Raw genomic sequence first — 25,177 nt, 5'->3', positions numbered from 1 at the left:
CGTTAAGCTAACTGATACTAATTGCCCGTAAGGCTTGATCCTATAACAGGTGTGTCTTGCACACGCCATGGTTGAGATCAGTGTTGTGCAGTACAAGCACAGCCCAATGTAATACCGAGAGGCATCCTCTCAGCTACTTCTTCCAGATTGGTTGTGTTGGCCCCGGGTTTCAAACCCACCCAGCACGACAACAAGTCATGCCTGATGACCATAGCGAGTCGGTCCCACCCCTTCCCATCCCGAACAGGACCGTGAAACGACTCCACGCCGATGATAGTGCGGATTCCCGTGTGAAAGTAGGTAATCGTCAGGCTCCCCAGCAGCATCAGAAACCCCACCCCACAAAGGTGGGGTTTCTGCGTTTACGGCGCAAAAACCAGCCATCTGAAAACATCGCCACCGTGAGACCCTGTCCGGTGCGGCTCCTGTCCTGCCGGTATCACTCCTTCCCGATCCGCAGCGCGTTCGCGTACCCCGTCAACTCCAGATACGCACGTCCAACGTCCGCGCCGTCACGGCTCACCCGCACTGCACCTTCCCAATACACTGCGCCGGTCGATTGGCGGGAATCGAGTTCCTGGTCGTCCATCAGCGGATCGAGGCGCCACGTAAACGCGCCGGTTTTGACCGTCATCGACACGGGATACGACGTGTTCGTGCGCGGCGAGCGCCATCTACGAACCGGCGTGAAATCGACCTGATCGCGGCCGAACGTCGTCACCTGGCCGTCGCGATTTCTAAGTGCGGCATGTGTCCATATTGCGTGTCCATCGCGACTGCGGACCTTGAATGCCATCAAGGCTGAACCGTCCGTCAGGTTGGCGCCGAGCCAATCCCATCCGACCGCGTCGGTATCGAGCAACGTGCTCGACCATTCGTGATCGAGCCACGCCGCGCCGGTAACGGCCGTTTCTCCGGTCGATTTGCTGCCTGCCGCGACCGGTCGAACTACGCTGCCAGTCACGCGCAATTGCGGCTCGCTGTAGTAATAGCTCGCCTGTTCGGGCCGTGGACCCTTGAGCGAGTAGCCGCGTTCGCCCTGGACCAAAGGAGCTTGTGTCGGTGTCAGCGCGAGGTGCAGCGCGAATCCGTTCGCTTCCACTGTAACGACGTAGTGGCCGTCGCCGGCACGGACGATTTTCCATGCATCGAGTTTGACGTCGGTATTGTCCGGCTTCGCGTACGCCAGCCCGAAGCCTTGGCGGGCAATGCGCTGATCGTGTGTCAGATGACCAGTCGCAGGATCGCTTAACGCGGCATGGGCAATGATCAATTGCGACGGTGCGAACGCACTCGGGTCCGCTGCGTCGTGACCGGTTGCCGAGCGAAAGAATGTGATCTGGAAACCGAGGGGGTGATTGTCCGGTGTAGTGAGCCAGCCTGTTGCGTACCACCATTCAGTGCGAAAAGCCGCGTGTGCGCCGGTGTCCTGCGGAAAGACGATCGGATGGTCCGGCGTGACCGCTGCGAACTCGGGTGTCGCAGCGAACGCGGATGCAGTAGCCATCAAACCCAAGCAAAGCAACGCCGCATGAATCGCTGCGCTCAGCCTTCGTGCACTTGCCAGGCGCGGCGGCGCAGCCGATGACCGGCCTGGAACGCTGTGCGCCAGGCGGACGCGACCAGTTCGATAAGAGCACGCAGTCACTCGACACGTCACTTGATACATCGCTCGATACGCCGATCCATACGCCGCGTCATACATCGATTCCCGCACCATCTCACGCGACAACCTGCCCATCACCAATCCTCCTTCACCGCCCGCACCGCATCCACCGACACCGCGCCTCGTCCCGCAATCACCGCCGTCGAACACGACGAAGCCAGCATCACCAACGCAACCGTGCCGAGTACGGTCCATGGAACGTGCAACGACATGCTCCAATGAAACGACTGCGGATTGACGACGAACACCAGGATCAAACTGATCGCGAATCCAAGAACGAAGCCCATCGCAATGCCGCAAGCGGTGAGCATCCCACCTTCGAGCGCAAGGATCGCGAGAACCTGCGAGCGGGTCACGCCCACATGCCGCAGCATGCCGAACTCACGGGCCCGCGCGAGTGTCTGCGCGGAAAACGTCGCCGCGACGCCGAACAGGCCGATCACGATCGCGACCCCCTCGAGAAGATAAGTGACGGCAAAACTTCGATCGAAAATAACCAGCGTACGCGCGCGGATTTCGCCCGGTTGCGAAAGAGTCAACGATGCACCGAAGGGCAGCGCACGCAGGCCGGCCATCACGCTTTCGACGCTCGTTCCCCGTTGAACGGTGATAGCCACATCCGTCGCACCTGTGTCAGCGGTTAGGCGCCGGTAATCCGAAAGCCGTATCTGAATCGCGCCTGTCTGCCGCACGTAATCACGCCATACGCCGGCAACAACGAACACGTGGCCGCGCTCGCCAAGCGGTAACTGCACGCGCTGACCAAGCTTGTATCCATACAGATCGACCATTGCTTCGGATACCCAAACAGGTGTCTCGCCCTCATGGAATGCGGAAGGCGGCAGTACCGCCCCGGTCATCTGCAGATTCGAACCTGGATCGGCAGCGTCGATTTCACGGGCGAGTACGGCGATGTCCGGCCGTGCAGGGTCGAGCGTGAGATGCGAGGTGCGGGCAAACGCCGCAGTCTTGATGCCGGGCACGGTGCTCAGCAGAGTCTGTTCGTCGGGGCGCAAGCCACCGGTGTCGCCGTTCGGCGCCACGCGAACGTACAGATCGGCCGAGAGCAGGTGGCCCAACCAGTCTTCGACAGAAACACGGAAGCTGGCCACCATGATCGCCATTGCGACGATCAGCGCGAAGCTCGACAGCACGCCGCCCATCGCGATCGATGCGTGGCCCGGCGCATTCGCGAGACGCGCCAATGCCAACGTGCTCGCCGCGCCGGCCTGCCGCCGCGCGCCGAGAGCACGGCTTGCGGCGCCAAAGATCAAAGCGGTCACGCGCGGCATCAGCGCAATCCCGCCGACCAGCAACAGCGCGACAGCCAGATAGCCGCCGACAGGCGCATCGAACAACGGCGGCACCTGCGTGAGCAAGGCGGCAACCAGCAGACATGTCAACGCGGGCCACGGCGTAGCGAGTCGCGCCAGTGCGCCTTCCTCGGCGCCGGCTTTGAGCGCTGCTGCCGGTCGCGCACGTGCCGCCTCCAATGCAGGGGCAAGACTGCCTAATACCGACACGGCGATGCCAAGCGTCAGAAATAGTGCGGTCGCGATCGGTTCGAAACCGACGTGCGGTTGCACGCCAGGAAAATAGCCGCCGCCCAGATCGCTGCCGAAAAAGCGCAACGCACCGCTCGCCATCGCATAGCCGAGCGCGAGTCCGGATAGCGAACCGAGCAGGCCGAGCAGCGCGCCTTCCATCAGGATCTGGCGCAACAACTGGCCGCGCGTCAGTCCAAGCACGCGCAACATCGCGAACTGTGCACGGCGCCGCACGACGCCCAGTGCCTGCGTCGAAAACACGAGAAACGCGCCGGTGAAAAGCGCCACCAGCGCGAGCACGTTCATATTGATCCGATAAGCGCGCGACAGACGATCGGTGCGGCTTTCGGCGTCGCGCGTCTCGGAGATCACCCACCGCCCGCCAAGCCGCGCTTGCAGATCACGCTTGAAGCGTTCGCGATCGACGCCGCGTTCAAGTTGCACGTCGATGCGCGACAGCTTGCCCACCTTGCCGAATTTCCACTGAGCGGCGGCAATATCCATCACCGCGAGCCGCTGACCCGGCCGCGTTCTCACGAGACCGCCGGCCACACGCAAGTGCACGATCGACGTGCCGCTTTGCAGTGCCACGTCATCGCCGATCTTCACGTTCAACCATTGCTGCGCCGCCGCCGAGAGAAACACCGTATCGGCCGCGAGCGTATCGAACGGCCGATCCGTTGACGGCACCCCAATCAGATCAGGCGCAATGCGGCTTGCCTTGAAGACGTCGACGCCGAGCACGGGCAGTGCGGCGCTCTGATCCGGCACGGTGACATCGAGCGCGAGTACGGGACTCGCCAGCGCCACGCCAAACTCAGTCGACAAACGCGGATAGATGGATTCGTCGAATAAAGGTTGCGCACCGCGCACTTGCAGATCGGCCTCGCCCGACAGACTGCGCGCCGCCGCCGAGAATTCATTGAAGGCCGCGCTGTTGATCAATTGAACGGCATAGCCAAGCGCGACGCCGAGCGCGATCGTTGCGATCGCAACCAGTGCGCGTCCACGGTGGCTGCGCCACTCTGCGCCCAACAGCCAACGCGCGAGCAGGCGATGACCTCGCATACGCTGCAGCGGCCGTGGGTCAGCGTGCATCATCGGCTGAACGCGCAGCGGATCGAGCGTCGGGTGGCGAGCCGGAAAAGGCGGTGCGTCCGGACGATGCGTGCAAACCGCCGTCGCTCAGAATCAGGATGCGGTCTGCCACTGCCGCGGCTGCCTCCGAATGCGTGACCATGATGGTGGCCGCGCCGGTTGCCTTGCTTTGCGTGCGGAACAAGCCGAGTACCTCGTGTGCGGTATCGGGATCGAGGTTGCCGGTGGGTTCGTCGGCGAGAATCAGTTTCGGACGATGCACGAGCGCCCGCGCTATGGCGACGCGTTGCAACTCGCCGCCCGACAACTGCCGCGGAAAATCATCGCCACGGCCGCTCAAGCCGACGGCCGCGAGCATATCGAGCGCGCCGGCCGTGGGCAGCTCGTTTAGCAGCAGCGGCAGAGCGACATTCTGCGCAAGTGTCAGATGAGGCAGTACGTGAAACGCCTGGAACACGAAGCCCAGTTTCTGGCGGCGCAACCGCGTTGCCGCGTTGTCATCCAGACGCGAGACTGCGCTGCCGTCGATGATCACGTCGCCGCTATCCGCGCTGTCGAGCCCTGCAATGAGATTCAGCAGCGTCGATTTGCCGACGCCGGAGTCACCCATGATCGCGACGAATTCACCCGGCGCGAGCGTGAAATCGAGGTGCGCCAGCACGATGCGGCCGGCGCCGTAGGTCTTGCCAAGCCCACGGCATTCGAGCGCGGGAACGACACCTTCATCACGAAGCAGCATGCGGTATCCAATAAGTCTGGCCGGTGAGGGCGGCGTCCAATCGTGCGAAGAACTACCTTGCTACGCACGAGCGTCGTTCCCTGAACCGCCGAAGTATATTCGGGTTCTGTAAGGCTCGCAGGCGAGTGCCGCCATCGCCTGATACCTGTCCGATAATGAACCGCCACCCAGATCGACAGGGTCTTTTCGGGCTCGCGCCGACACTTCTTTAGAGTGCCGGATCAAAAAAATTTTCTGCTCGTGGATACGCTAAATTTTCGCCTGCGGCTCGAAATCGGCTTTGATGGCGCGTCGTGCACCAGAATGATTTATTTCGGTGCGATCGTCGCGTCGAAGCGGTTGTACAAGAGTGGCTAATCGCCCGCCAACTGCTTTCTTCTACATGTAAAAGGCATGGTGTATACCCTGACGAAATTGCTTTGTGCGTCTGCACATTTTTTGGCGTTTCGCAAGAGCAGGCGTGGCAACAATGCATTACCAAGGGCGTTGCAGCGTTGTTGCGCTGCAAAAGTATTCTTATCTTGGTAATCTCCCACCTTGGTCATTCGACTGCGGGTAAACGTGAAGCAGGCAGCACGGCTTCGACGTCAATTTCAGCGAAATCCAACCTACATTTCCATTTCAATGCTTTCGTTTTTGAAGGCATTGATGCGGCGTTTTGTATTTCAAGTTTTCAACAGAACACATGCCATTGCCTCCGCTTCTTAGCCTACTCATCTGGATCCCTATTGTCGCCGGCCTCGTGGTTTTGCGTGCCGGATCGGACGCGGCACGTAGCCGCACGCGATGGCTCGCGTTGATCGGCGCGATAGCGGGCTTCCTGCCGGTGATTCCGCTCGTGTCGAATTTCCGCAACGACGTGACGTCGATGCAGTTCGTCGAGAACGTCCGCTGGTCACCCACGTTCGATATTGCATGGCATGTGGGGGTGGATGGGATTTCGCTGTGGCTCGTCGCGTTGACCGCGCTGACCACGATCATCATCGTGGTCGCCTCGTGGGAGTCGATCACCGAGCGCACCGCGCAGTACTTCGGCGCGTTCCTGATGCTGTCGGGTTTCATGCAGGGCGTGTTCACGTCGATGGACGGCATGCTGTTCTTCATCTCGTTCGAAGCGACGCTGATTCCGCTGTACCTGCTGATCGGTACGTGGGGCAATTCGAACCGCTCGTATGCCGCGGTGAAGTTCTTCTTCGTCTCGTTCCTCGGCTCGCTGATGATGCTGATGTCGATGCTGTACCTGTATGCGCAGACGCACAGCTTCGATCTCGCGCTGTGGCGTGAAACGCGCCTCGGCACGTGGCCGCAAGTTCTGATCTTCCTCGGCTTCCTTGCTGCGTTCGGTGTGAAGGTGCCGATGTGGCCGCTGCATACGTGGCTGCCCGACGTCCACCTCGACGGCCCGACCGGCGCCGCCGTGATGATCGGCATGCTCAAGCTGGGCGGCTACGGTCTGCTGCGTTTCGCGCTGCCGATCGCCCCGCAGGCCAGCCATTTCTTCGCGCCGATGATGATCACGCTGTCGCTGGTTGCGGTGATCTATTCGAGCCTGCTGGCACTCGTGCAGACTGACATGCGCCGCCTGCTCGCGTATTCGACGATCGCGCACATGGGCCTCGTGACACTCGGCCTGTTTGTCTTCAACCGCATCGGCCAGGCGGGCGCAATCGTGCAGATGCTGTCGTACGGCGTGGTGTCCGGCGCGATGCTGCTGTGCACGGGCATGCTCTTCGACCGCACGAAGACGGCTTCGATCGCTGAATATGGCGGCGTTGCCAATACCATGCCGCGCTTCGCTGCGTTCGTGATGCTGTTCTCGATGGCCAATATCGGCCTGCCGGGCACCTCGGGTTTTGTCGGCGAGTTCATGGTGCTGATGGGCGCGATCCGCTTCAATTTCTGGATCGGCGCCATTGCGGCCTCCACGCTGGTCCTGAGCGCGGCCTACACGCTGTGGATGTACAAGCGCGTGATTTTCGGCGCGATTGCCAATGCACGCGTCGCGAAGCTGCAGGACCTCGGCAAGCGCGAGTTCGTGTTGCTCGGCGCGATGGCTTTGCTGGTGCTGGCCATCGGTATCAATCCGAAGCCGTTCACCGATGCGATCGACCCGTCGGTCGGCACGCTGCTGGCGCAATCGGAACGCAGCCTGCATCCGTCGGACTCCGTTCCGGCTGACGGTGGCGAGCATCTGCAGGCTGCGGCGCCCGCTACTGTCGCGGCACGCACGCCGGGCTGATCGAAACAAGGCGCGTGTCGCAGGTGCAATATCCGTCGCCAGGATGCTGCCAGCGCGGCCGCGCTTTTTCGCATCCATACACGCGTCCTTTTCGAGCATCCGGCGCAGCGTAACCGTTCAGGTAACACTGCGTTTCAGTGCTTGTTTAAAGGGACTTTTGTGATCCGGTGATTCCGCCGGTACTTTGCAATAGCGCATTGCAAACCCTCACGCGCGCATAGGTATGCGGCAACATGTCACACGGTGTTGCGCTGCAATAGATCGTTGCGAAAACGAGTGTTTATATCCCCTTGACGACCCCCTATTATGCGATCGCTTACTAAGGGAGAGCGGTCGAATGACGTTCGTTGAAGTCGTGGAAGAAAGGCAATGGATATGAAAGGAAAGACGCTGCGAGGGTCGACAGGTTTCCTTTCCGCCGGCCTCGTGTTGTTGCTCTCGGGTTGCAGCAACCTCGATATTTTGAATCCGAAGGGGAGTGTGGGGCTGGCGGAACGTGAGCTGATTGCCACGTCGGTCTGGGCCATGCTGATCGTGGTCGTTCCGGTTATCGCGCTCACGCTGCTGTTCGCATGGCGCTATCGCGCGTCGAACAGGAATGCCGAATACAAGCCGGGCTGGGTGCATTCCACCGGCATCGAAATCGCCATCTGGACGATTCCAACGCTGATCATTCTGTTCCTCGCCGTGCTGACGTGGAAGAGCACGCACGAGCTCGATCCGTATAAGCCGCTCGAGTCGCAGGTCAAGCCGATCAACGTCGAAGTCGTCGCACTCGACTGGAAGTGGCTCTTTATCTATCCCGACCTCGGCATTGCATCGGTGAACCAACTGGCGTTCCCGGTCGGCACGCCGGTGAACTTCGTCATCACGTCCGACACGGTGATGAACTCCTTCTTCATTCCGCAACTTGGCGGCCAGATCTACGCGATGGCAGGTATGCAAACGCGTCTGCATCTGATCGCCGACGAGGCCGGCAACTACGCAGGCACCGCGGCGAACTTCAGCGGCAAGGGTTTCTCGGACATGAAGTTCCGCGCGCTCGCCACGTCGCCCGACGAGTTCAACGCGTGGGTCACCAAGGTACGCGCCTCGTCCGACCGTCTCGACATGGACCGCTATCACGCGATGTCGGCGCCTACGGAGAAGGAGCCGGTGCGCTACTTCTCGTCGGTCGATCCGAAGCTCTTTCACAACATCATTGCCCGATACAACAACGGTAACGTCCTCGACAACATGAACGACGCTAACTGTGCGCCTAAGGGTAAGGGGTAACGCATGTTCGGAAAACTTACGCTCGATGCGATTCCGTATCACGAGCCAATCATCGTGGGCGCGGGCATCTTCATGGCGCTCGTCGGGTTGGCCGTGCTCGGCACGGTCACGTATCTCGGCAAATGGCGCTACCTATGGACGGAATGGCTGACCTCCGTCGACCATAAGAAGCTCGGCATCATGTACATCATCGTGGCGATGATCATGCTGCTGCGCGGCTTCTCGGACGCGATCATGATGCGTCTGCAACAGGCGCTCGGCTATATGAGCCCCGGCTATCTGCCGCCGCATCACTACGACCAGGTGTTCACGGCGCACGGCGTCATCATGATTTTCTTCATGGCGATGGCGTTCATGATCGGCCTGATGAACCTGATCGTGCCGCTGCAGATCGGCGCGCGCGACGTCGCGTTCCCGTTCATCAACTCGTTGAGCTTCTGGATGACCGCGGTCAGCGCGATTCTGATCAACGTGTCGCTGGTGATCGGTGAGTTCGCGCAAACGGGCTGGCTGGCTTATCCGCCGCTATCGGAATTGCAGTTCAGTCCGGGTGTCGGGGTCGACTACTACCTATGGAGTTTGCAGTTGTCCGGTATCGGCACCTTGCTCACCGGCGTGAACTTCTTTGCGACGATCGTGAAGATGCGCGCCCCGGGCATGACCTGGATGAAGATGCCGGTGTTCACGTGGACCGCGCTCTGCACCAACGTGCTGATCATGGCCTCGTTCCCGATCCTGACCGTGACGCTCGCGTTGCTCGGTCTGGACCGCTACCTCGGCATGCACTTCTTCACGAACGACGGCGGCGGCAACGCCATGCTGTACCTGAACCTGATCTGGGCATGGGGTCACCCGGAGGTGTACATCCTGATTCTGCCGGCGTTCGGTATTTTCTCGGAAGTCGTGGCCACCTTCGCCAAGAAGCCGCTGTTCGGCTACAAGACGATGGTGTGGGCGACCTGCGCGATCATGGTGCTGTCGTTCCTCGTGTGGCTGCACCACTTCTTCACGATGGGTTCGGGCGCTGACGTCAACGCGTTCTTCGGCATTGCGACGATGGTGATTGCGATTCCAACCGGCGTGAAGGTGTTCAACTGGCTGTTCACGATCTACAAGGGCCGCCTGGAATTCACTACGCCCGTACTGTGGACGATCGGTTTCATGATCACGTTCACGATCGGCGGGATGACCGGCGTGATGATGGCGATCCCGGGCGCGGACTTCGTGCTGCACAACAGCCTGTTCCTGATCGCTCACTTCCACAACGTGATCATCGGTGGCGTGCTGTTCGGTTATCTGGCCGGTTTCAACTACTGGTTCCCGAAAGCGTTTGGTTTCAAGCTGAACGAGAAACTCGGCAAGGCTGCGTTCTGGTTCTGGCTGGTCGGCTTCTATGTCGCGTTCATGCCGCTGTACGTGCTCGGCTTCATGGGCATGACGCGTCGTCTGAACCATTACGACAATCCGGCATGGCATCCGTGGCTGATCCTCGCCGCGTTCGGCGCAGGGCTGATCGCTATCGGCATTGCCTGCCAACTGGCGCAGTTGTACGTCAGTATCCGCGACCGAAATCTGCCGGAAAATCGCGACGTCTCGGGCGATCCGTGGAATGGTCATACGCTGGAATGGACGATGAGCTCGCCGCCGCCGGTGTACAACTTCGCGCTCATCCCGACGGTGCGCAAGCTGGACGCGTTCACCGATATGAAGTCGCGTAAAACGCAGCAAAAAGAGCCGGTGTATCGCGACATTCATATGCCGTCGAATACGTCAGCGGGTCTGCTGGTTGGACTGTTTTCGCTGGCGCTCGGCTTTGCCGGTGTGTGGCACATCTGGTGGCTTGCGATCGTCGGCCTGGTCGGCGCGATCGGCACGGTGATCGTCTATAGCTTCCAGGACAACGACGGCTATTACATCCCGGCCGACACGGTCGCGTTGATTGAAGAAAAACGCGCCGGCGCTGGTGCCCACATTGCGGTAGAGGTGGACTGATGCTACAGAAGACAATTGCGGTTCAGCCGCACCTCGCGCCGGACCATGTGCCGTCGCAATCGGTATTCGGTTTCTGGCTGTACCTGATGACCGACTGCATCATCTTTGCCGCGCTCTTTGCCGTATTCGCGGTGATGGGCCACCAGTTCGCGGGTGGCCCGACCGGCAAGGATCTGTTCGAGATCCCAGGCGTCGCGCTTGAAACCTCGATGCTGCTGCTGAGCAGTATCACGTACGGCTTCGCGATGCTGGGCGCGCACAAGAACAGGAAGAGCGTGCTGCTCTTCTGGCTCGGCGTGACGTTCCTGCTGGGTCTCGCGTTCCTCGTGCTGGAAATGCGCGAGTTCTCGCACCTGATCGCAGAGGGTGCGGGTCCGAGCCGCAGCGCGTTCCTGTCGTCGTTCTTTACGCTGGTCGGCACGCACGGTTTGCACGTGACGTGTGGCCTGATCTGGATGGTGGTGCTCGCCGTGCAGGTGATGCGTCATCGCGATCTGACCGAACGCGACATGATTCGCCTGACGTGCCTGAGCCTGTTCTGGCACTTTCTGGACGTCGTGTGGATTGGCGTCTTCACCTTTGTCTATCTTGCGAGCGTGATCTAAATGGACCATAGCCATCACTCACACCTGGCACACCCGGACGAAGGACACGGGGGGGAAAGTCACGGCAGCTTCGGCAGCTATACGGTGGGTTTCATTCTCTCCGTCATCCTGACTGCCGCGGCTTTCGGTCTCGTCCTCAACGGGACGTTGACCGGCGAGAACGCTCTGCTTGCGATCGCAGGCCTCGCGTTCGTGCAGATCGTCGTGCATCTGATTTTCTTCCTGCACATGAACGCGTCGTCGGCACAGCGCTGGAACGTCATGGCGTTCGGCTTTACGGTGCTCACGGCCGTGATTCTGATCGTCGGGTCATTGTGGATCATGCATAACGTCAGCATGCACATGATGTCCCGCTAGGCGGAAAACGCCGTAGGTCGAGAAGAAGCCCCGCAAGGTGACAACCTTGCGGGGCTTCTTCATGCATTCCGAAGGCGCACGATTCGGACACCGCGCCGCGATTCAGGATTGACCGGCCTCGAAACACACGTTAGCATCGTTTCCATGATCGCTTCTATCCATTCCCGTTCGCATGCTGTTGCAGCCTGCCAAGGGGAGCGTGCGTCTAGCGAGTCGATCTGACCACGTCCGCGTCCCTGAGGCCACCCGTCACAAGACCGGTGGCTTTTTTGTTTCTTACACGCTCAACACCACAGGAATTCACATGCCGCTCGTCCTGTACGACACCTGGTCGCGCACCTTACGCGCTTTCACGCCGATTCAAGCGGACCATGTGGGGCTGTATTGCTGCGGCCCGACCGTGTACGACCACGCGCATATCGGCAACCTTCGAACCTACGTGTTCGAAGACGTGCTGCGACGTGTGCTGACATTGAACGGCTACACCGTGCGGCACGTCGTCAATATCACCGACGTCGGTCATCTGGTTTCCGATGCCGACGAAGGCGAAGACAAAATGGAGAAGGGCAGCCGGCGGACCGGCGAATCGGCGTGGGCGATCGCCGAGCGATATACGGAAGCCTTCATGAACGACTGGCGCGCGTTGAACCTGCTCGAGCCTGCCCTGTGGTGCCGCGCGACCGATCACATCGCCGAGCAGATCGACTTCATTGCCGAACTCGAACGCAAAGGCTATACATACCGCACGGCCGACGGCGTCTACTTCGACACGAGCAAGTCAGTATGACTCCCCGGGCAGCGAGGCTGGCCACCGTGGGGAAGTGAATCGCGGGTTAGCATGCTGCCAGAGCCGCAAGAGTGTGGCCGGAGCCACCACTCGACGGTTTGTTTCCGACACGGAGGCCAGCATGAGCCAGGATAGCACGTTATACGTTGGGCTGGACGTTCACAAAGACTCGATCACGGTTGCCTACGCGATGGGCCTGGACGAAGTTGAACTGTTCGGCAAGATCGGCACGACACACATGGAAGTCGATCGTCTATGCAAGCGACTGCAATCCAAGGCCAGGCATGTTCACGTTGTCTATGAGGCAGGTCCTTGTGGTTACGGACTGAATCGCCGGCTCGTCGAGAAAGGCTTCGATTGCATGGTGTGTGCGCCATCGCTGATTCCGAGAAAGCCCGGTGATCGCGTCAAGACCGACCGGCGCGACGCGTTCAAACTGGTGCGTTCGCTGCGAGCCGGCGATCTATCCGCAGTGCATGTGCCGACCGTGGAAGACGAGGCGTTTCGCGATCTGGCCAGGGCGTGGTCGTCCGGCCGGGACGATCTGAAACAGGCCAGGCAGCGATTGAAGTCTTTCCTCCTTTCCCACGGCGTACGTTACTGCGGTCTGGCGAACTGGGGGCCCGCGCACCGGCGGTGGCTGAGTACCCTTTCGTTCGATAGTGCGTGGCAGCAACTGGCGTTCAACGAACACCGCCGCACCATCGAAGATCGCCTTGCCCAGTGTGACCGACTGGAGGCAGCGCTGCACGAAGCTGTCGTTAGCTGGCGGTTCTATCCGGTCGTACTGGCGTTGCAGGCGATGCGCGGCATCCAGTTCACTTCGGCGGTGGGACTGGTGTCCGAACTCGGAGATCTGTCGCGCTTTGAACACCCGCGGCAGTTGATGGCGTGGCTGGGCGTTACGCCGTCGGAACATTCATCAGGTAGCAAACGGCGCCAGGGCAGTATCACCAAGGCCGGAAACAGCTATGCAAGAAAGCTGCTGGTTGAATCAGCCTGGAGCTACCAGCATCCGGCGCGCGTGAGCAAAGACATACAGAGCCGGCAGGAAGGCATACCCAAGCCCATTATCGATCGGGCCTGGGATGCCCAGCTACGCCTGTGTGGCCGATATCGCAGGCTCGTGGCCAGAGGAAAGAGCCGGCAAGTTGCAATCATTGCTGTGGCCCGTGAACTTGCCGCGTTCATCTGGGACATCGGCCGAATGGGGATGACCCTGGCGGTACCGCAAAGCGAACAGCCTGCGTAACGAGTTTTTCCACCCAACACCTCACACACTGCGAGTTTCCTGAAGGCGGCGTAGCCCGGTATCTGAGCAATCCGCGTTCCTGTTTGGCAACGGCATCAGGCCGACTTGTGTGGCAAGAAAGCGGCAGGCTCATGACACGGACCTCTGTAATGCGGTACCCAATCCGCGAATATCAGCGTGATCCGCCGTCGAGATTTACTGCTACGTCGCCCTCAGGAAATTCAAAAACGCCTATGAATAAGATTTAAAACCCACCCTATTGACACGGGGAGTCATATCAACAGGACGATTACGGCTTTCTCGCACGTCTCGATGTCGCTGGCCTGCAGGCCGGCAAGCGTGTTGCGCTGGGAGAGAAACAGCACGCGACGGATTTCGCGCTGTGGAAATTCAGTCCGCCGGACACCATACGGCAAATGGAGTGGGATAGCCCGTGGGGCAGGGGCTTTCCCGGTTGGCATATCGAATGCTCGGCGATGTCGGCAAAATACCTGGGCCCATGGTTCGATATTCATTGCGGCGGAGAGGATCACATCGCCGTGCATCACAGCAATGAAATCGCGCAGACTCAGGCACGCCATGGAACCCGCCTCTCGAACTTCTGGATGCACGGCCATTTCCTCACGCTGGACGCCGGCAAGATGTCGAAGTCGGGCGGCGACTTCGTGCGTTTGCAGACCTTGATCGATCGAGGCATCGATCCGCTCGCCTATCGCTACTTATGCCTCGGCGCGCATTACCGCAGCACGCTGCGCTTCAATCTCGACGCGCTCGATGCCGCGCAATCCGCGTTGGACCGTTTGCGTCGAGCTTATGTGCAATGGCCGGAAGGAGGCACGCCCGATGCAAATAGCGTCGAACGTTTCAAGGCTGAGGTCGATCAGGATCTGAATCTGCCGCGCGCGCTTGCTGTTCTGTGGGATGTGGTGAGAAGCGATCTCCCGGCGGCGACGCGCCGTGCGACGGTCGATCGGTTCGACGCCGTGCTCGGACTTCGGCTTGCCGACTGGAAGGAAGACGTGCCTGATATTCCCGCCGATATCGCGCTTCTCTTCGAGGAGCGTGAAAAGGCCCGCGCGGCTAAGGACTGGAACGAGGCTGATCGACTGCGTGAGCGATTAGGAGCCGAGGGCTGGATAGTGGAAGACGGTCCGGGTGGGCAGGTGCTGCGTCCGCGCGAGACAGCGAAGTAACGATATCCCGGCGTGGCGGCACTCAGGCTTTTTCAGGCCGGGCGGCTGCCGTGCCCGCATGGCTGACGGTGCATCGCGATAATTGAACGTCGATCTGTGCGTGCAAAGCGGGGCCATGAAAGTAGACGGGCCGCCATGCTGGCCCGTCTATCTTCATGCGGTTTCTTGCATGGCCTAAAGCGGCACCACCACCGGCTCAGATTGGCAAGGCGGCTTGCCGTATGGAAAATGGACAGGCCCACAACCCCAATGGATCGGCGGACACTCCCAGCCACGCCGAACGACGACAGGTGGCATCATTCCGCCGGGGCAAGCCGGCGGCGCTTCTCGCGTGAGGCAGGCGATGCCGCCGCGGACGGATTGCGAAGCCGAGCGATCGAGTTCGTCGACGCAGGGCAGGTCTTTGAGGACTAGCGCTTTCATGGTGGATCTCCGGCAAGGTTGGATTGGCAGTGAGCCCGGGTAGCGCCGCGCTCATTGGTTCCCATTGCACACACCATGCCATCCACCGCAACGCCGCATGCCGCCCACATCCGCCGGTCTCGCGAGCGCAAGATGATTGAGATACACCGACTCGTGACGCTACGATGTTGGCGCACTACCAACAGCTACGGTCGGTATGGCGAACGAGACCAACCGTCTCGCGGTCGGATATCGCGTGCCGATCGATCCCGCCTTCGAGTAACGTCGAGTACCGGGTCGAGTAACGGCGCGCGCCCTCAACCCTGCACACCGCGCCATCCGGCGAGCAGCGCGGGCAAGTCGGCCATGTCCCGAAAGACGTGAACCGCGCCCGCGCCATGCAAGGCCGTGGCGCTGCTGTGGCTCAGTTCTTTCGGACAATAGCCGAACACGGTGGCACCGGCGGCCACGCCTGCAGTCACGCCCGTGACGGTATCGTCAACTACTGCACAACGTTGCGGTGCTACGCCCAGGCCCGCGGCCGCGGCGAGATAGACATCGGGATACGGCTTGTTGCGCGGTGTTTCGTGACCGCTGGAGATGCGCCCTTCAAAGCAGTCGAGAATGCCGGCCTTCACCAGTTGCAATTCCACTTTGATGCGATCGGCGCCGGACGCGACAGCAATGCGTCCGTTGAGCGACGCGTAAAGCGCGCGTACTGCCGACGCCGCGCCATCGATCGCCACCAGCTCCTGATCGAGCGCCTCATTGCGGCGCGCGCGAAATTGCATGAGCCATTCCGTCGTAATCGCAAAGCCGGTGCGCGCTTCGATGAGTGCGGCTTCATCCCTGACGGCCTTGCCGACAAAAATTTGCATCGCCTCTTCAACGCTCAATTGCCAGCCCAGCTCGTCGAGCATTTCCGTGAGCACGCGGTTGGTGATGGGTTCGGAGTCGACGAGCACGCCGTCGCAGTCGAAGAGTACGGCGTCGAAAGGGAAATCGGCCATCGGGCAGGGTATGGATAGAGGTCGCGGAACCGGCAAGGATACCTCACCGGCTCGCGCGACGCTGCGTAACGGCCCCTGTGGGAGTCAGGACCCTGCAGCCTTGTACCCGTCACTCAGCGTTTTCATAAACGCGATGATGTCCTGAATATCCTGATCCGTCATGGCCGGCTGATCCCCGAACTTGCGATCGAACGGCGCATCGGCAACGTCGACATTGGCGTGATACTGGGCCGGCAGATCGTTGTACTTCTGTACCTTGCCCGAAGCATCGCGCGGATAGATCTTCTCAGGCGCCGTGTTGCGCAAGTTGTAGAAGTCCATGACTTGCTTGAGGTCGTGATACACGCCGTTGTGGAAGAACACCTTGCGCTCGGCAGCATTGCGCAGGGTCGGCGTCAGGAACATCCCGCAGTACTGCGTCTCCTTCGTCATGTCGTCGCGGAATGGCCCGCACACGCCCATATCGAAGAACTTCGGATCCTTGTTCGCTGGAATGGCCGGATTCCGCGGCACGCCAAGCGCCTCGTACTGAGTGTCGGTAAACACGGGCGGCAAGCCATCCTTGCTAGGCTGACTCAAATGGCAGCCCGCACAATTAGCCTTGTCCTTATCGTTGAACAAGTGCAAGCCGTGCAATTCAGCATGGGTCAGCCGCGCTTTGCCTTCGAGCCAGTAATCGTACTTGCTGGTAAAGGCATGGAACGACTGATCCTCTGTCTGATACCGTCCCACCGCGAACATGGCTTCCGAGATCAGCAGGCTCGGATTATTGACGACGCCCGGCCCGAAGATCTGTTTGAACTGGTCCAGATATCTGGTTTGCAGCAGCTTGCGCGCGACATCCTCTTGCGTCGCGTTGGCCATCTCCACCGGATTCATCAGCGGGCCGATCGCCTGGATTTGCAGCGTATCGGCGCGGCCGTCCCAGAACAGTCCGCCTTGCGGCACCATCGCCGGGGCGGCGGGCGCGGCAAGCGCCGTCTTCTGTGCGCGCTGCACGCCGGCGGCCTGTGTCGCCAGTTGGGCCATATCGACGGGCACGTCGGTATCGCCCTGATCCGGCCCGATGCTGAACGGCGCCTGGCGGTACAGATACGTCAGCGACGGTGGCGGCCGGTAGCCGGCCTGATTCATGTGCGCGCCGCCGAGTTGGACCGGGAACGCGTTATCCGGCGCATATGAATGCTGTGGCGAGTGGCATGACGCACACGATTGCATACCCGATGCCGACAACGTCTGGTCGAAGAAAATCTGTTTGCCGAGCAGCGCAACCGCGCTCAGCGGCGCGTCTTGCGGACGCATCAAATGAATCGGATGAGGATTCGCGCCGGTGATTTCCTCGACGATCGATCCAACTGCGGGCGGCATCCGTTCCGGGTAGACGAGCGCGTACGCGCAAACCACGACGAGCGCGAGCACGATGCCGGCGGCGCTCCACGCAAGCAGCCTGAGCCAGGCGCGACGGGTAATGACGGGACCCGGCTCACCGCCGGCAGGCAGATGCGGGGGCAGCAAGGCGTCTGAAGGACGATTCATGGCGGTAGTGACAAGTAATTCGATCAGGTGCGATCAAAAAGCAAATCGAGCCAGCACGTTTGCACTGGCTCGACGCCCAACTACAGCTTGATGTGTTTCGTGCTCTTCCTCGCGCGGCGCTTGGTGTCGTCATGCACGAGCAGCGCTCGTACATGACTTGACGGCAGGTGCACCGGAAGGGCAGTCCGCACGTTTGCGGGTCAGCTAGCCGGCGGCGCCGACAGTTTCGTACCCAGGTTCTCGTCCAGATACACCGTCGGATTGTTGCCCGAGCCCGAGAAGTTGAACATGTTCATGATGCTGCCCGCCGTGGCATCGAACGAACCGTTGCCAAGGCGTTGACCGCCGAGCCAGTTGTCCTCGATGAACTTGACCACGGACGCCTGGGTGATCGGCGTATCGTCGACGAAGTTGACCTTCGCCCACGGCGACACCACGATAAACGGCGTGCGCGTACCCGGGCCGCAACGGCCGTTCACCGCACCGCCATTCACACCCTGCGGTTGAACCGCGCCTGTTGCCGTGCACTGGCCCGTGCCGCTCAGGTTGTCGGTGCCGGCGATCGTTGCGCCGCCCGCGGATTGCGCCGTGGTCGAATCGAACGACGAGCTCGTCGGTGCCATGTAGCGGTGATCGTACCAACCATCCGAATCGTCGTAGGCGATGATCACGGCGGTGTTCTTCCAGTCAGGCTGTTGCTGCAGGAAGTTGATCACCTTCGTGACGAAGGCCTGTTCGTCGATCGGGTCCGAGTTGCCCGGGTGACCGTCGCCGACTGCCGGCGCCTTCAGGAAGCTCACCGACGGATAGTTGCCAGCCTTCACCGCGGCGAAGAAGTCGTCGGTGTCGTACTGGTGGTGAACCGGCGTTGCCGTGTTGTCGAGCGGATCGGTCGCGCCGATCAGTGCCGTCGAAGTCGGACGTGTGTGCTTGAGGTTGGCCGTGCTGGCGTAGTACTGGAACCACGCGTGATGTTGCACGTAGTCGACCTTGGTCGCGTTCAGCACTTGCGAGAACGTCGAGCGTGCGCAACCGGTCGTGCCGTTGGCATTGGTGGTCGTCAGATTGAAGCCGCCCATGAAGCCGCCCCACGTCAGGCCCTTCGCGTTGAGCAGGTCGCCGATGTTCTTCGATGTCATCGCACCCGTCACCGCGCTGCCTGCCGCGATCGTGCAGACGTCACCGGTCGGGTCCAGGTCGCCGACCATCGTGAAGCCGCCGGCCGAGTCAGGAATCGCGTTGGCCGAGGTTCCGCCCGTCACCACGACACCGTTATTCTGGCCCGAGATGACTTCGAGTGCGCCAGGCGTCGACGGACCGTACGTGTCCGTGTACGCGTTCTGGTTCATCGCGAAGTTCTGCGCGTAGTTCCACATTGCCGTGACCGTGTTGCCGTCGAAGTAACCGAGCACTTGGCCCTTCGTGGCGAACGCGCCGGTGCTGCCGGCAATGGTCGAACCCGACGCCGTGAACAGCGGGAACGAGTCCATCGCGCCGTTGTTATACGCGAGCTGTTCCGCGGCATACGCGTGGTTCTGGCTCGACGTATTGGCTTGCGAACGATCGAGACGGAACGGCAGCAGGTCGGCGGCCGGCAGGCCGAGACCCGCGATCGTCACCGCGCCGACCGTGCGGCCTGCCGTGTTCGGTGAGGTCGACAGCGCGTTCGGGTTCGCTGCGATCAGGTTGTTGGTGCTGAGGTTGTTGACCGACGGCGTGCCTGCGGCCGCACTGAATTGCGGCTCGCCGACCGGGTTGTTGGCTTGCGGGTAGGTTGCGAAGTAGTGGTCGAACGAGACGTTCTCGCCGAAGATCACCACCACGTGTTTGATCGGCGTGGCCGTTGTGACGGCATCCTGCGCCGACACCGAGACTACCGGCGTCGATGCAGCCGCCGGCGCGGACGCCGTCGAGTTCACGCTATTGTTGCCGCAAGCTGCGAGCGCAAGCATCGCGGCAAACGGGATGGGTAAGAGGGTTCTACGGAACATGTGACTGGCTCCAGATTCGACTTCGCCGTTCAGCGTTTCCAGTAATGCACGTGTGGATGTTCGCTGGGGATATTGTTAGAAATACAGCTAAGGTGTCTTACCGCTAGAAACTGGGCGCATTGAAACACCCGCTGATTAAGATTTGAGGGCGCGAACATTACGTCACCTATCGGCTGCCATTCATTTCAATAACGCTTGCTGTCGTTCCGCTTGCGCGGGGCCGAGGTGTAAAGGCTGTTCTGGCCTCCACGATTCGCATGCTTGCGCGCGATTCTTTCAATGACAATCAAAGCGACGGATTTTTCGGGCTACTGCGTTCAAGAAGAAACGCAGCCGCTTCTGGCTTCAGTTCTTATGGGAGAAACCAACATGACATCGACCAAACCGGTCCGCCTTCTGACTTCCGTGCTCGCTGCAGCGATTACGTGCGCTGCCGCACTGACGGCTGCGCCGGCTTTCGCGCAGGCGGTGATCGTCGCGCCGATGGCGCCGCCGCCGCCGCGCGTCGAAGTGATGCCGGCGCCGCGTGCCGGCTACGTCTGGGATCAGGGCCGCTGGCGTTGGGACCACGGCCGTTATGTGTGGGTGCCGGGCCACTGGCAGCCGGTGCGCGTCGGCTATCGCTGGGTGCCGGGGCATTGGGTGCAGCGCGGACCTAACTGGCGCTGGGTCGAAGGCCATTGGGCCTGAACGTTGAGCACCGTGGTGCTCTTACGCGCGCTGTGGAGCCGCATGCCTTGAGCGAACGGGATCCCGATGCGGAATTGCTCGAGGGGGTGGCCCGGCAAGACCCGGCCGCCGTCCGCTCGCTCGTCGCGCGCAAGCTGCCGCGTCTGCTCGCACTCGCCACGCGCATGCTGGGAGACCGCATGGAAGCGGAAGACGTGGCGCAGGAGGTCTTCGTGCGGATCTGGAAACAGGCTTCGCGCTGGCGGGAAGGCGAGGCGAAGGTCGATACGTGGGTCCATCGTGTCGCGCTCAATCTTTGCTATGACCGTCTGCGCGGCCGCCGCGAAGTCCCGCAAGACGACATGCCCGACGAGATCGACCCCGCCGCGTTGCCCGACGCCGCGCTTGAAGCGCGCGCCCAGGACGAGCGCGTTCGCGCGGCGCTCGCCGCATTGCCGGCACGACAGCGCGAGGCGCTGGTGCTGAATTACTACCAGGAGATGTCGAACATCGACGCTGCCGCCCTGATGGGCATCACGGTCGATGCGCTGGAAAGTCTGCTGGCACGTGCGCGCCGCAATCTGCGCGCCCAACTGGCCGGCAGCGGCCTTAGCAAGGACAAGTCATGACGCCCGAAAGATTCCATCAGATCGTCGAAGCCTACGGCGCCGATCCGCGCCGCTGGCCGCAACAGGAACGCGCGGCGGCAGAGGCCTGGGCCGCGGCGCATCGTGCCGAGGCCGACGCGTTGCTGGCGGACGCGGCCGGCATCGATGCATGGCTGGCCGCCGACAAGGTCGATCCGCCTGGCGCGGCATTGCAGCAGCGCATCATCGGCAGCGCACCGGTACGGCGGCCGAACGCACCACGCCGGAAATTGTGGTGGTCGGGTGCGGCGGTGGCAGGCGTCGGCGTGCTGGGCGGAGTGGCCGGCGCCTTCGCGGTCTCGTTCTTTGTGTTGACGGGGACGGTTCCGCAAATGCACGAGTCCTCTTATTTAACTTCGAGTTTCGGTGGTTCGTCCGCCGATTGGAGCGGCGAATGAACGGCCGGTCATGGAAAATCGTGCTGGTGGCTTCGCTGGTGCTCAACGTGTTTCTGCTGGGCGCGATTGTCGGGGGTGCTTATCAATGGTTTGCGGCGCATGGCGCGACTACCACGGTGCTGGCGCAGCAGCGCACGGCGTTGCGCTTTGCTGCCGAAACGCTGCCGGCCGAGCGTCAGAAGGCTTTTATCGACGGCCTGAAGAATGCGCGCCGCGAGGGCAAGCAGTTTGCCCGCGAGGGCCGTGAGGGACGTCACGAAGTGTTGCGTTTGCTCACCGCGCCGCAGTTCGATCGCGCGGCACTGGACGCAGCGTTGGCCCGCACGCGTGAGGCCGACAGCAGCTTGCGCGCGCAAGTTGAGGGCAGTGTGGCGGATTTTGCGGCGACGCTGTCGCCTGAGGAGCGCATCCAATTCGCCGACAGCCTGAAGCTGCGCGGACAGTGGCGTGAACCGCAGCAGGCCGCCAACGCGAACAAACCACCGAAGCCGGCCGCAAGTGAATCTTCGAGTGAATCGTCGGGCGAATAAAAAATTCTGAACGGCCGCGACGGATTTGAGCGTGGCGGTCGTTTAAAAAAATATCCAACGCCCAAGAGGATGGTATGGCCACATCACCGAACATGAATGCCGCGGCGATTGCGCTGAACCGCTTCGGCCTCGGCGCGCGTGCCGACGATACGCCGCCCGCCGACCCGAAGGGATGGCTGCTCGCGCAGTTCGAGCAATATCAGTCGCGACCTGCCGCGTGGGCGAGCCAGCCTGATTCGGTGGCACTGTCCGGCGAACTGGCACAGCAGCGCATGCAGTTGAATCAACTGAACCGGCAGACCCAACAGAACGCCAACGAAGGCGCAGCCGCCAGTCAGACGAATGCGCAAACCAACCCGCAAACCAACCCGCAAACCACCGGGCAAAGCGCATCAGAAACCGCCGCACAAACTGCTAAGCAAGCCGAACGAAAAGCGCTGCGCGGGGAAATTCTCGACATGTACCGTTCCTCGGTGAACGCGCGGGTTGCTAGCGCGCTGACCACAGAGACGCCTTTCATCGAGCGGCTGGTTCATTTTTGGGCGAATCACTTCGCGGTGTCGACGGAAAAGCCCGCCGTCGCGGCACTGGCCGGTTCATTCGAAGCGGAAGCGATCCGCCCGCACGTGCTTGGCCGTTTCGAAGACATGCTGGTCGCCGTCGAACGTCATCCGGCCATGCAGTTGTTTCTCGATCAGACGCGTTCGGTTGGGCCGGACAGCATGGCGGCCATGCGCGCCGCAGAGCGCAATCCGAACGTCAAACGCGGTCTGAATGAGAACCTGGCGCGCGAAATTATGGAGTTGCACACGCTCGGCGTGCGCAGCGGCTATAGCCAGGACGACGTCACCGAATTCGCCCGCGCACTGACTGGCTGGAGCCTTGCCGGCAATCCGGGTAATCCTGGCAACCCGCGCGGGCAGGGTCTGCAGACGAACGCCGCGCCAGGCACCTTCGTGTTTCGCGTCGCGCTGCACGAACCGGGTTCGCGAACCATCATGGGCCGCCGCTACGACCAGCCGGGAGAAAAGCAGGCGCTGGCGATCCTGCACGACCTCGCGAGCGCGCCCGCGACGGCGCAGCACATCGGCGGCAAGCTTGCCCGTCACTTCGTCGCGGACAATCCGCCGCCGGACGTAAGCGAGCGATTGGCGAATGCGTTCGCGCGCAGCGGCGGCGATCTGCCGACCGTGTATCGGACGCTGCTCGACATGCCGCAGGCGTGGTCGCCGGCTGCGGTGAAGTTCAAGACGCCGTGGGAATGGACCATTTCTTCGATGCGCGGGCTCGGCTGGCAGGACATCGGCAACATGCAGGCCGCGCCCGTCCTGACGCAACTCGGTCAACCGGTATGGCGCCCGGGTTCGCCCGCGGGCTACGACGACATTGCCGCGAGCTGGGCGGCGCCCGATGCGCTCGTGCGCCGGGTCGAAGTGGCACAGCGCTTCGCGTCGCGTGTCGGCGATCGGCTCGATGCGCGCTCGCTCGGCCAGACCTTGCTGGCCGGCTCGCTCAGTGCGCCGACTACCACGGCCGTGTCGCGTGCCGAAAGCGCATCGACGGCGATCGCCCTGTTGCTGGTCTCGCCGGATTTTCAACGGAGATGAACGCCATGTTTTCACGCCGCAAATTTCTCAGCATTGCCGCTGCAGGCGCGGGCGCGATTCTCGTATCGCCACAGATCGCGTTTGCCAGCGTCGCCACGGATCGCCGCTTCGTGTTCGTAATCCAGCGCGGTGCGGCCGATGGCCTGAACATCGTCGTGCCGTACGCCGAACCCGCCTACGCGACACTGCGCGGTGCGCTTGCGATCGATGCATCCAAGGCGACCCGGCTCGACGGCACCTTCGCGCTGCATCCCTCGCTGGTGCAGACCGCCGCGATGTATGCGGATCGTCAAGCGCTGTTCGTGCACGCGGTAGCGTCGCCGTATCGCGACCGCTCGCACTTCGACGGGCAGAACGTGCTGGAGACCGGCGGCACCTCGCCGTATCAGATGAAGGACGGCTGGCTGAACCGGCTCGTCGCATCGATGCCCGCTACGCGCGAGAATGCGATCGCCTTCGCGCCGACCGTGCCGATGGCGCTGCGCGGCAACGCGCCGGTGACCTCGTACGCGCCCTCGGGGTTGCCGCAGGCGCCTGACGATCTGCTCATGCGGGTCTCGCAGTTGTACGACCAGGATGCGCAATTGCGCCCGCTATGGGAGTCGGCCATGACCTCACGCGGACTCGCGGGCGACGCCGGAGCGCGTCAGGACCCGGCGAGCCTCGGCAAGCTCGCCGCTGGTTTTCTGTCACGCGACGATGGCCCGCGCATTGCGATGATCGAAACAGGTGGCTGGGACACGCACACCGCGCAGAACGCACGCCTCGCCAATCAGTTGAAAGCGCTCGACACGATGCTCGCGGCGTTGCGCGACGGCATGGGGCCGTTGTGGAGCAAGACCACCGTGGTGGTGGCAACCGAGTTCGGCAGAACCGCCGCCGCCAACGGCACCGGGGGCACCGATCATGGCACCGGCTCGGTGGCGATGATGCTGGGCGGCGCGGTGGCGGGCGGACGTGTGCTGGCCGACTGGCCTGGCCTGAAACCGGGCGACCTATACGAAGCGCGCGACCTCAAGCCGACGATGTCGCTGGATGCGTTGCTCGCCGGCGCCGCAAGCGAAAGCCTCGGACTCGATCCGCAGCGTACGGCCGCCACATTGTTCGGCCAGACCGGGGCCATGCGCCCGATCACAGGGCTCGTGCGCGCATAAGCTGAAAACCGCCAGAACGACAGGCAGCGCCGCAAATTGGCTCTTGCGGCGCTACCTGTCGAAACTGGTCGTCGTTCGTCAATCGTCAGACGCGATCAACCCCCACCGCCGCCGCCCTGCGTGCCGAGCGTCAGCTTGTTGTTCACCGACGTCACGCCTGCGACGCCCTTGGCCACTTCCTCAGCTTGTGGGATTTGCGCGCCATCGGGCACCGTTCCAGTCAACGTCACCGCACCGCTGCGCGCCTTGACAAACACGTTCGACACATCAAAACCCTGCGCTTTGCCCAAAGCTTTGCGCACGGCCAGACCCAACTTGCGGTCCGTGCTCTTCATCGCTTTCGAATTCGGAGCCGGTGCCATCATGCTGCCCGACGCCATCGCGTCGCTCGACTGGGCATAGGCGCTGGACGCAGTCGCCACACACAATGCGATGCCGAGCGCCTTCAAAAGATTGACTGTTTTCACGTTTTCTCCATTCCTC

Annotated in this window: 20 protein-coding genes, 1 rRNA gene and 3 pseudogenes; 16 read left to right on the top strand and 8 right to left on the bottom strand. The window is 61.8% G+C overall.

Going from position 1 to position 25,177, the window contains the following annotated elements; all coding sequences use genetic code 11:
• Positions 1 to 200: 200 nt before the first annotated feature.
• A 5S ribosomal RNA gene (rrf, locus tag M0D64_RS22180) occupies positions 201 to 313 on the top strand.
• 126 nt (positions 314 to 439) lie between these two features.
• Here the strand turns inward: rrf and M0D64_RS22175 are convergent.
• The 3 genes from M0D64_RS22175 to M0D64_RS22165 all read right to left on the bottom strand — a co-directional run bounded on the left by M0D64_RS22175 (position 440) and on the right by M0D64_RS22165 (position 5,050).
• On the bottom strand, positions 440 to 1,507 hold the full coding sequence (locus tag M0D64_RS22175; protein WP_266259249.1) for a carotenoid 1,2-hydratase: 1,068 nt from the start codon (positions 1,505 to 1,507) through the stop codon (positions 440 to 442).
• Positions 1,508 to 1,740: 233 nt separating this feature from the next.
• Positions 1,741 to 4,311, bottom strand: a complete 2,571-nt coding sequence (locus tag M0D64_RS22170; protein WP_266259256.1) for an FtsX-like permease family protein — start codon at positions 4,309 to 4,311, stop codon at positions 1,741 to 1,743.
• Positions 4,301 to 5,050, bottom strand: a complete 750-nt coding sequence (locus M0D64_RS22165) for an ABC transporter ATP-binding protein (protein ID WP_266259248.1) — start codon at positions 5,048 to 5,050, stop codon at positions 4,301 to 4,303. The genes M0D64_RS22170 and M0D64_RS22165 overlap by 11 nt, the downstream gene beginning before the upstream one ends.
• Before the next feature lie 685 nt (positions 5,051 to 5,735).
• On the opposite strand from M0D64_RS22165, the gene M0D64_RS22160 reads away from it, so the two are divergent.
• The 8 genes and pseudogenes from M0D64_RS22160 to M0D64_RS22125 all read left to right on the top strand — a co-directional run.
• The gene (locus M0D64_RS22160) at positions 5,736 to 7,289 is read left to right on the top strand and encodes an NADH-quinone oxidoreductase subunit M (protein WP_093644582.1); all 1,554 of its coding nucleotides are present in this window, start codon (positions 5,736 to 5,738) and stop codon (positions 7,287 to 7,289) included.
• A 375-nt stretch (positions 7,290 to 7,664) separates the two neighbouring features.
• Positions 7,665 to 8,564 carry a ubiquinol oxidase subunit II gene (gene cyoA, locus M0D64_RS22155; RefSeq protein ID WP_266259255.1) on the top strand — a complete coding sequence of 300 codons (900 nt, stop codon included), beginning with the start codon at positions 7,665 to 7,667 and terminating at the stop codon, positions 8,562 to 8,564.
• A gap of 3 nt (positions 8,565 to 8,567) precedes the next feature.
• Positions 8,568 to 10,556, top strand: a complete 1,989-nt coding sequence (gene cyoB, locus M0D64_RS22150; RefSeq protein WP_266259247.1) for a cytochrome o ubiquinol oxidase subunit I — start codon at positions 8,568 to 8,570, stop codon at positions 10,554 to 10,556.
• Positions 10,556 to 11,161, top strand: a complete 606-nt coding sequence (gene cyoC, locus M0D64_RS22145) for a cytochrome o ubiquinol oxidase subunit III (protein ID WP_154567135.1) — start codon at positions 10,556 to 10,558, stop codon at positions 11,159 to 11,161. Before cyoB ends, cyoC begins: the two co-directional genes overlap by 1 nt.
• Complete coding sequence (cyoD, locus tag M0D64_RS22140; RefSeq protein ID WP_093644557.1) at positions 11,162 to 11,518, top strand: cytochrome o ubiquinol oxidase subunit IV; 357 nt, start codon at positions 11,162 to 11,164, stop codon at positions 11,516 to 11,518.
• Positions 11,519 to 11,822: 304 nt separating this feature from the next.
• Positions 11,823 to 12,296 (top strand): annotated as a pseudogene (locus M0D64_RS22135) (class I tRNA ligase family protein); the annotation flags it as partial.
• A gap of 130 nt (positions 12,297 to 12,426) precedes the next feature.
• A complete protein-coding gene (locus tag M0D64_RS22130) occupies positions 12,427 to 13,557 on the top strand; it encodes an IS110 family transposase (RefSeq protein WP_095420069.1) in 1,131 nt (376 codons plus the stop codon).
• Positions 13,558 to 13,826: 269 nt separating this feature from the next.
• Positions 13,827 to 14,750, top strand: a pseudogene (locus M0D64_RS22125) (cysteine--tRNA ligase); the annotation flags it as partial.
• Between the two features lie 174 nt (positions 14,751 to 14,924).
• Here M0D64_RS22125 and M0D64_RS22120 read toward each other — a convergent pair.
• Complete coding sequence (locus M0D64_RS22120) at positions 14,925 to 15,173, bottom strand: hypothetical protein (RefSeq protein WP_266259245.1); 249 nt, start codon at positions 15,171 to 15,173, stop codon at positions 14,925 to 14,927.
• 184 nt (positions 15,174 to 15,357) lie between these two features.
• On the opposite strand from M0D64_RS22120, the pseudogene M0D64_RS44895 reads away from it, so the two are divergent.
• Positions 15,358 to 15,435, top strand: a pseudogene (locus tag M0D64_RS44895) (carboxymuconolactone decarboxylase family protein); the annotation flags it as partial.
• A 34-nt stretch (positions 15,436 to 15,469) separates the two neighbouring features.
• Here the strand turns inward: M0D64_RS44895 and M0D64_RS22115 are convergent.
• From M0D64_RS22115 to M0D64_RS22105, 3 genes are all read right to left on the bottom strand, one after another.
• Complete coding sequence (locus M0D64_RS22115; RefSeq protein ID WP_266259244.1) at positions 15,470 to 16,162, bottom strand: HAD family phosphatase; 693 nt, start codon at positions 16,160 to 16,162, stop codon at positions 15,470 to 15,472.
• A gap of 84 nt (positions 16,163 to 16,246) precedes the next feature.
• Complete coding sequence (locus M0D64_RS22110) at positions 16,247 to 17,698, bottom strand: cytochrome-c peroxidase (RefSeq protein ID WP_266259243.1); 1,452 nt, start codon at positions 17,696 to 17,698, stop codon at positions 16,247 to 16,249.
• 200 nt (positions 17,699 to 17,898) lie between these two features.
• Positions 17,899 to 19,689, bottom strand: a complete 1,791-nt coding sequence (locus M0D64_RS22105; protein WP_154567140.1) for a phospholipase C — start codon at positions 19,687 to 19,689, stop codon at positions 17,899 to 17,901.
• Between the two features lie 369 nt (positions 19,690 to 20,058).
• Between M0D64_RS22105 and M0D64_RS22100 the strand changes: the two genes are divergently transcribed.
• From M0D64_RS22100 to M0D64_RS22075, 6 genes are all read left to right on the top strand, one after another.
• The gene (locus tag M0D64_RS22100) at positions 20,059 to 20,379 is read left to right on the top strand and encodes a YXWGXW repeat-containing protein (protein ID WP_171927196.1); all 321 of its coding nucleotides are present in this window, start codon (positions 20,059 to 20,061) and stop codon (positions 20,377 to 20,379) included.
• Between the two features lie 32 nt (positions 20,380 to 20,411).
• The gene (locus M0D64_RS22095) at positions 20,412 to 20,987 is read left to right on the top strand and encodes an RNA polymerase sigma factor (protein ID WP_266259254.1); all 576 of its coding nucleotides are present in this window, start codon (positions 20,412 to 20,414) and stop codon (positions 20,985 to 20,987) included.
• Positions 20,984 to 21,403, top strand: coding sequence for a hypothetical protein (locus tag M0D64_RS22090; RefSeq protein ID WP_266259242.1), 420 nt, complete (start codon positions 20,984 to 20,986; stop codon positions 21,401 to 21,403). Before M0D64_RS22095 ends, M0D64_RS22090 begins: the two co-directional genes overlap by 4 nt.
• Complete coding sequence (locus M0D64_RS22085; protein ID WP_266259241.1) at positions 21,400 to 21,933, top strand: periplasmic heavy metal sensor; 534 nt, start codon at positions 21,400 to 21,402, stop codon at positions 21,931 to 21,933. The genes M0D64_RS22090 and M0D64_RS22085 overlap by 4 nt, the downstream gene beginning before the upstream one ends.
• Before the next feature lie 74 nt (positions 21,934 to 22,007).
• Complete coding sequence (locus M0D64_RS22080; RefSeq protein WP_266259240.1) at positions 22,008 to 23,540, top strand: DUF1800 family protein; 1,533 nt, start codon at positions 22,008 to 22,010, stop codon at positions 23,538 to 23,540.
• Positions 23,541 to 23,545: 5 nt separating this feature from the next.
• On the top strand, positions 23,546 to 24,694 hold the full coding sequence (locus M0D64_RS22075) for a DUF1501 domain-containing protein (protein WP_266259239.1): 1,149 nt from the start codon (positions 23,546 to 23,548) through the stop codon (positions 24,692 to 24,694).
• A 95-nt stretch (positions 24,695 to 24,789) separates the two neighbouring features.
• On the opposite strand, the gene M0D64_RS22070 is transcribed toward M0D64_RS22075, so the two are convergent.
• On the bottom strand, positions 24,790 to 25,161 hold the full coding sequence (locus M0D64_RS22070; protein ID WP_168435711.1) for a BON domain-containing protein: 372 nt from the start codon (positions 25,159 to 25,161) through the stop codon (positions 24,790 to 24,792).
• Positions 25,162 to 25,177: the final 16 nt, after the last annotated feature.

It is taken from the genome of Paraburkholderia sp. WS6 (assembly GCF_030464835.1).
Taxonomy (GTDB): domain Bacteria; phylum Pseudomonadota; class Gammaproteobacteria; order Burkholderiales; family Burkholderiaceae; genus Paraburkholderia; species Paraburkholderia madseniana.
Note: the sequence above shows the minus strand (reverse complement) of the source record. Positions and strands in the feature narration are given on the sequence as shown.

Bases quoted from the DNA above. Each gene is read 5' to 3' on its own strand.
- M0D64_RS22175 (WP_266259249.1), bottom strand. From the start codon at position 1,507: ATGGCTACTGCATCCGCGTTCGCTGCGACACCCGAGTTCGCAGCGGTC.
- M0D64_RS22170 (WP_266259256.1), bottom strand. From the start codon at position 4,311: ATGCACGCTGACCCACGGCCGCTGCAGCGTATGCGAGGTCATCGCCTG.
- M0D64_RS22165 (WP_266259248.1), bottom strand. From the start codon at position 5,050: ATGCTGCTTCGTGATGAAGGTGTCGTTCCCGCGCTCGAATGCCGTGGG.
- M0D64_RS22160 (WP_093644582.1), top strand. From the start codon at position 5,736: ATGCCATTGCCTCCGCTTCTTAGCCTACTCATCTGGATCCCTATTGTC.
- cyoA (WP_266259255.1), top strand. From the start codon at position 7,665: ATGAAAGGAAAGACGCTGCGAGGGTCGACAGGTTTCCTTTCCGCCGGC.
- cyoB (WP_266259247.1), top strand. From the start codon at position 8,568: ATGTTCGGAAAACTTACGCTCGATGCGATTCCGTATCACGAGCCAATC.
- cyoC (WP_154567135.1), top strand. From the start codon at position 10,556: ATGCTACAGAAGACAATTGCGGTTCAGCCGCACCTCGCGCCGGACCAT.
- cyoD (WP_093644557.1), top strand. From the start codon at position 11,162: ATGGACCATAGCCATCACTCACACCTGGCACACCCGGACGAAGGACAC.
- M0D64_RS22130 (WP_095420069.1), top strand. From the start codon at position 12,427: ATGAGCCAGGATAGCACGTTATACGTTGGGCTGGACGTTCACAAAGAC.
- M0D64_RS22120 (WP_266259245.1), bottom strand. From the start codon at position 15,173: ATGAAAGCGCTAGTCCTCAAAGACCTGCCCTGCGTCGACGAACTCGAT.
- M0D64_RS22115 (WP_266259244.1), bottom strand. From the start codon at position 16,162: ATGGCCGATTTCCCTTTCGACGCCGTACTCTTCGACTGCGACGGCGTG.
- M0D64_RS22110 (WP_266259243.1), bottom strand. From the start codon at position 17,698: ATGAATCGTCCTTCAGACGCCTTGCTGCCCCCGCATCTGCCTGCCGGC.
- M0D64_RS22105 (WP_154567140.1), bottom strand. From the start codon at position 19,689: ATGTTCCGTAGAACCCTCTTACCCATCCCGTTTGCCGCGATGCTTGCG.
- M0D64_RS22100 (WP_171927196.1), top strand. From the start codon at position 20,059: ATGACATCGACCAAACCGGTCCGCCTTCTGACTTCCGTGCTCGCTGCA.
- M0D64_RS22090 (WP_266259242.1), top strand. From the start codon at position 20,984: ATGACGCCCGAAAGATTCCATCAGATCGTCGAAGCCTACGGCGCCGAT.
- M0D64_RS22085 (WP_266259241.1), top strand. From the start codon at position 21,400: ATGAACGGCCGGTCATGGAAAATCGTGCTGGTGGCTTCGCTGGTGCTC.
- M0D64_RS22080 (WP_266259240.1), top strand. From the start codon at position 22,008: ATGGCCACATCACCGAACATGAATGCCGCGGCGATTGCGCTGAACCGC.
- M0D64_RS22075 (WP_266259239.1), top strand. From the start codon at position 23,546: ATGTTTTCACGCCGCAAATTTCTCAGCATTGCCGCTGCAGGCGCGGGC.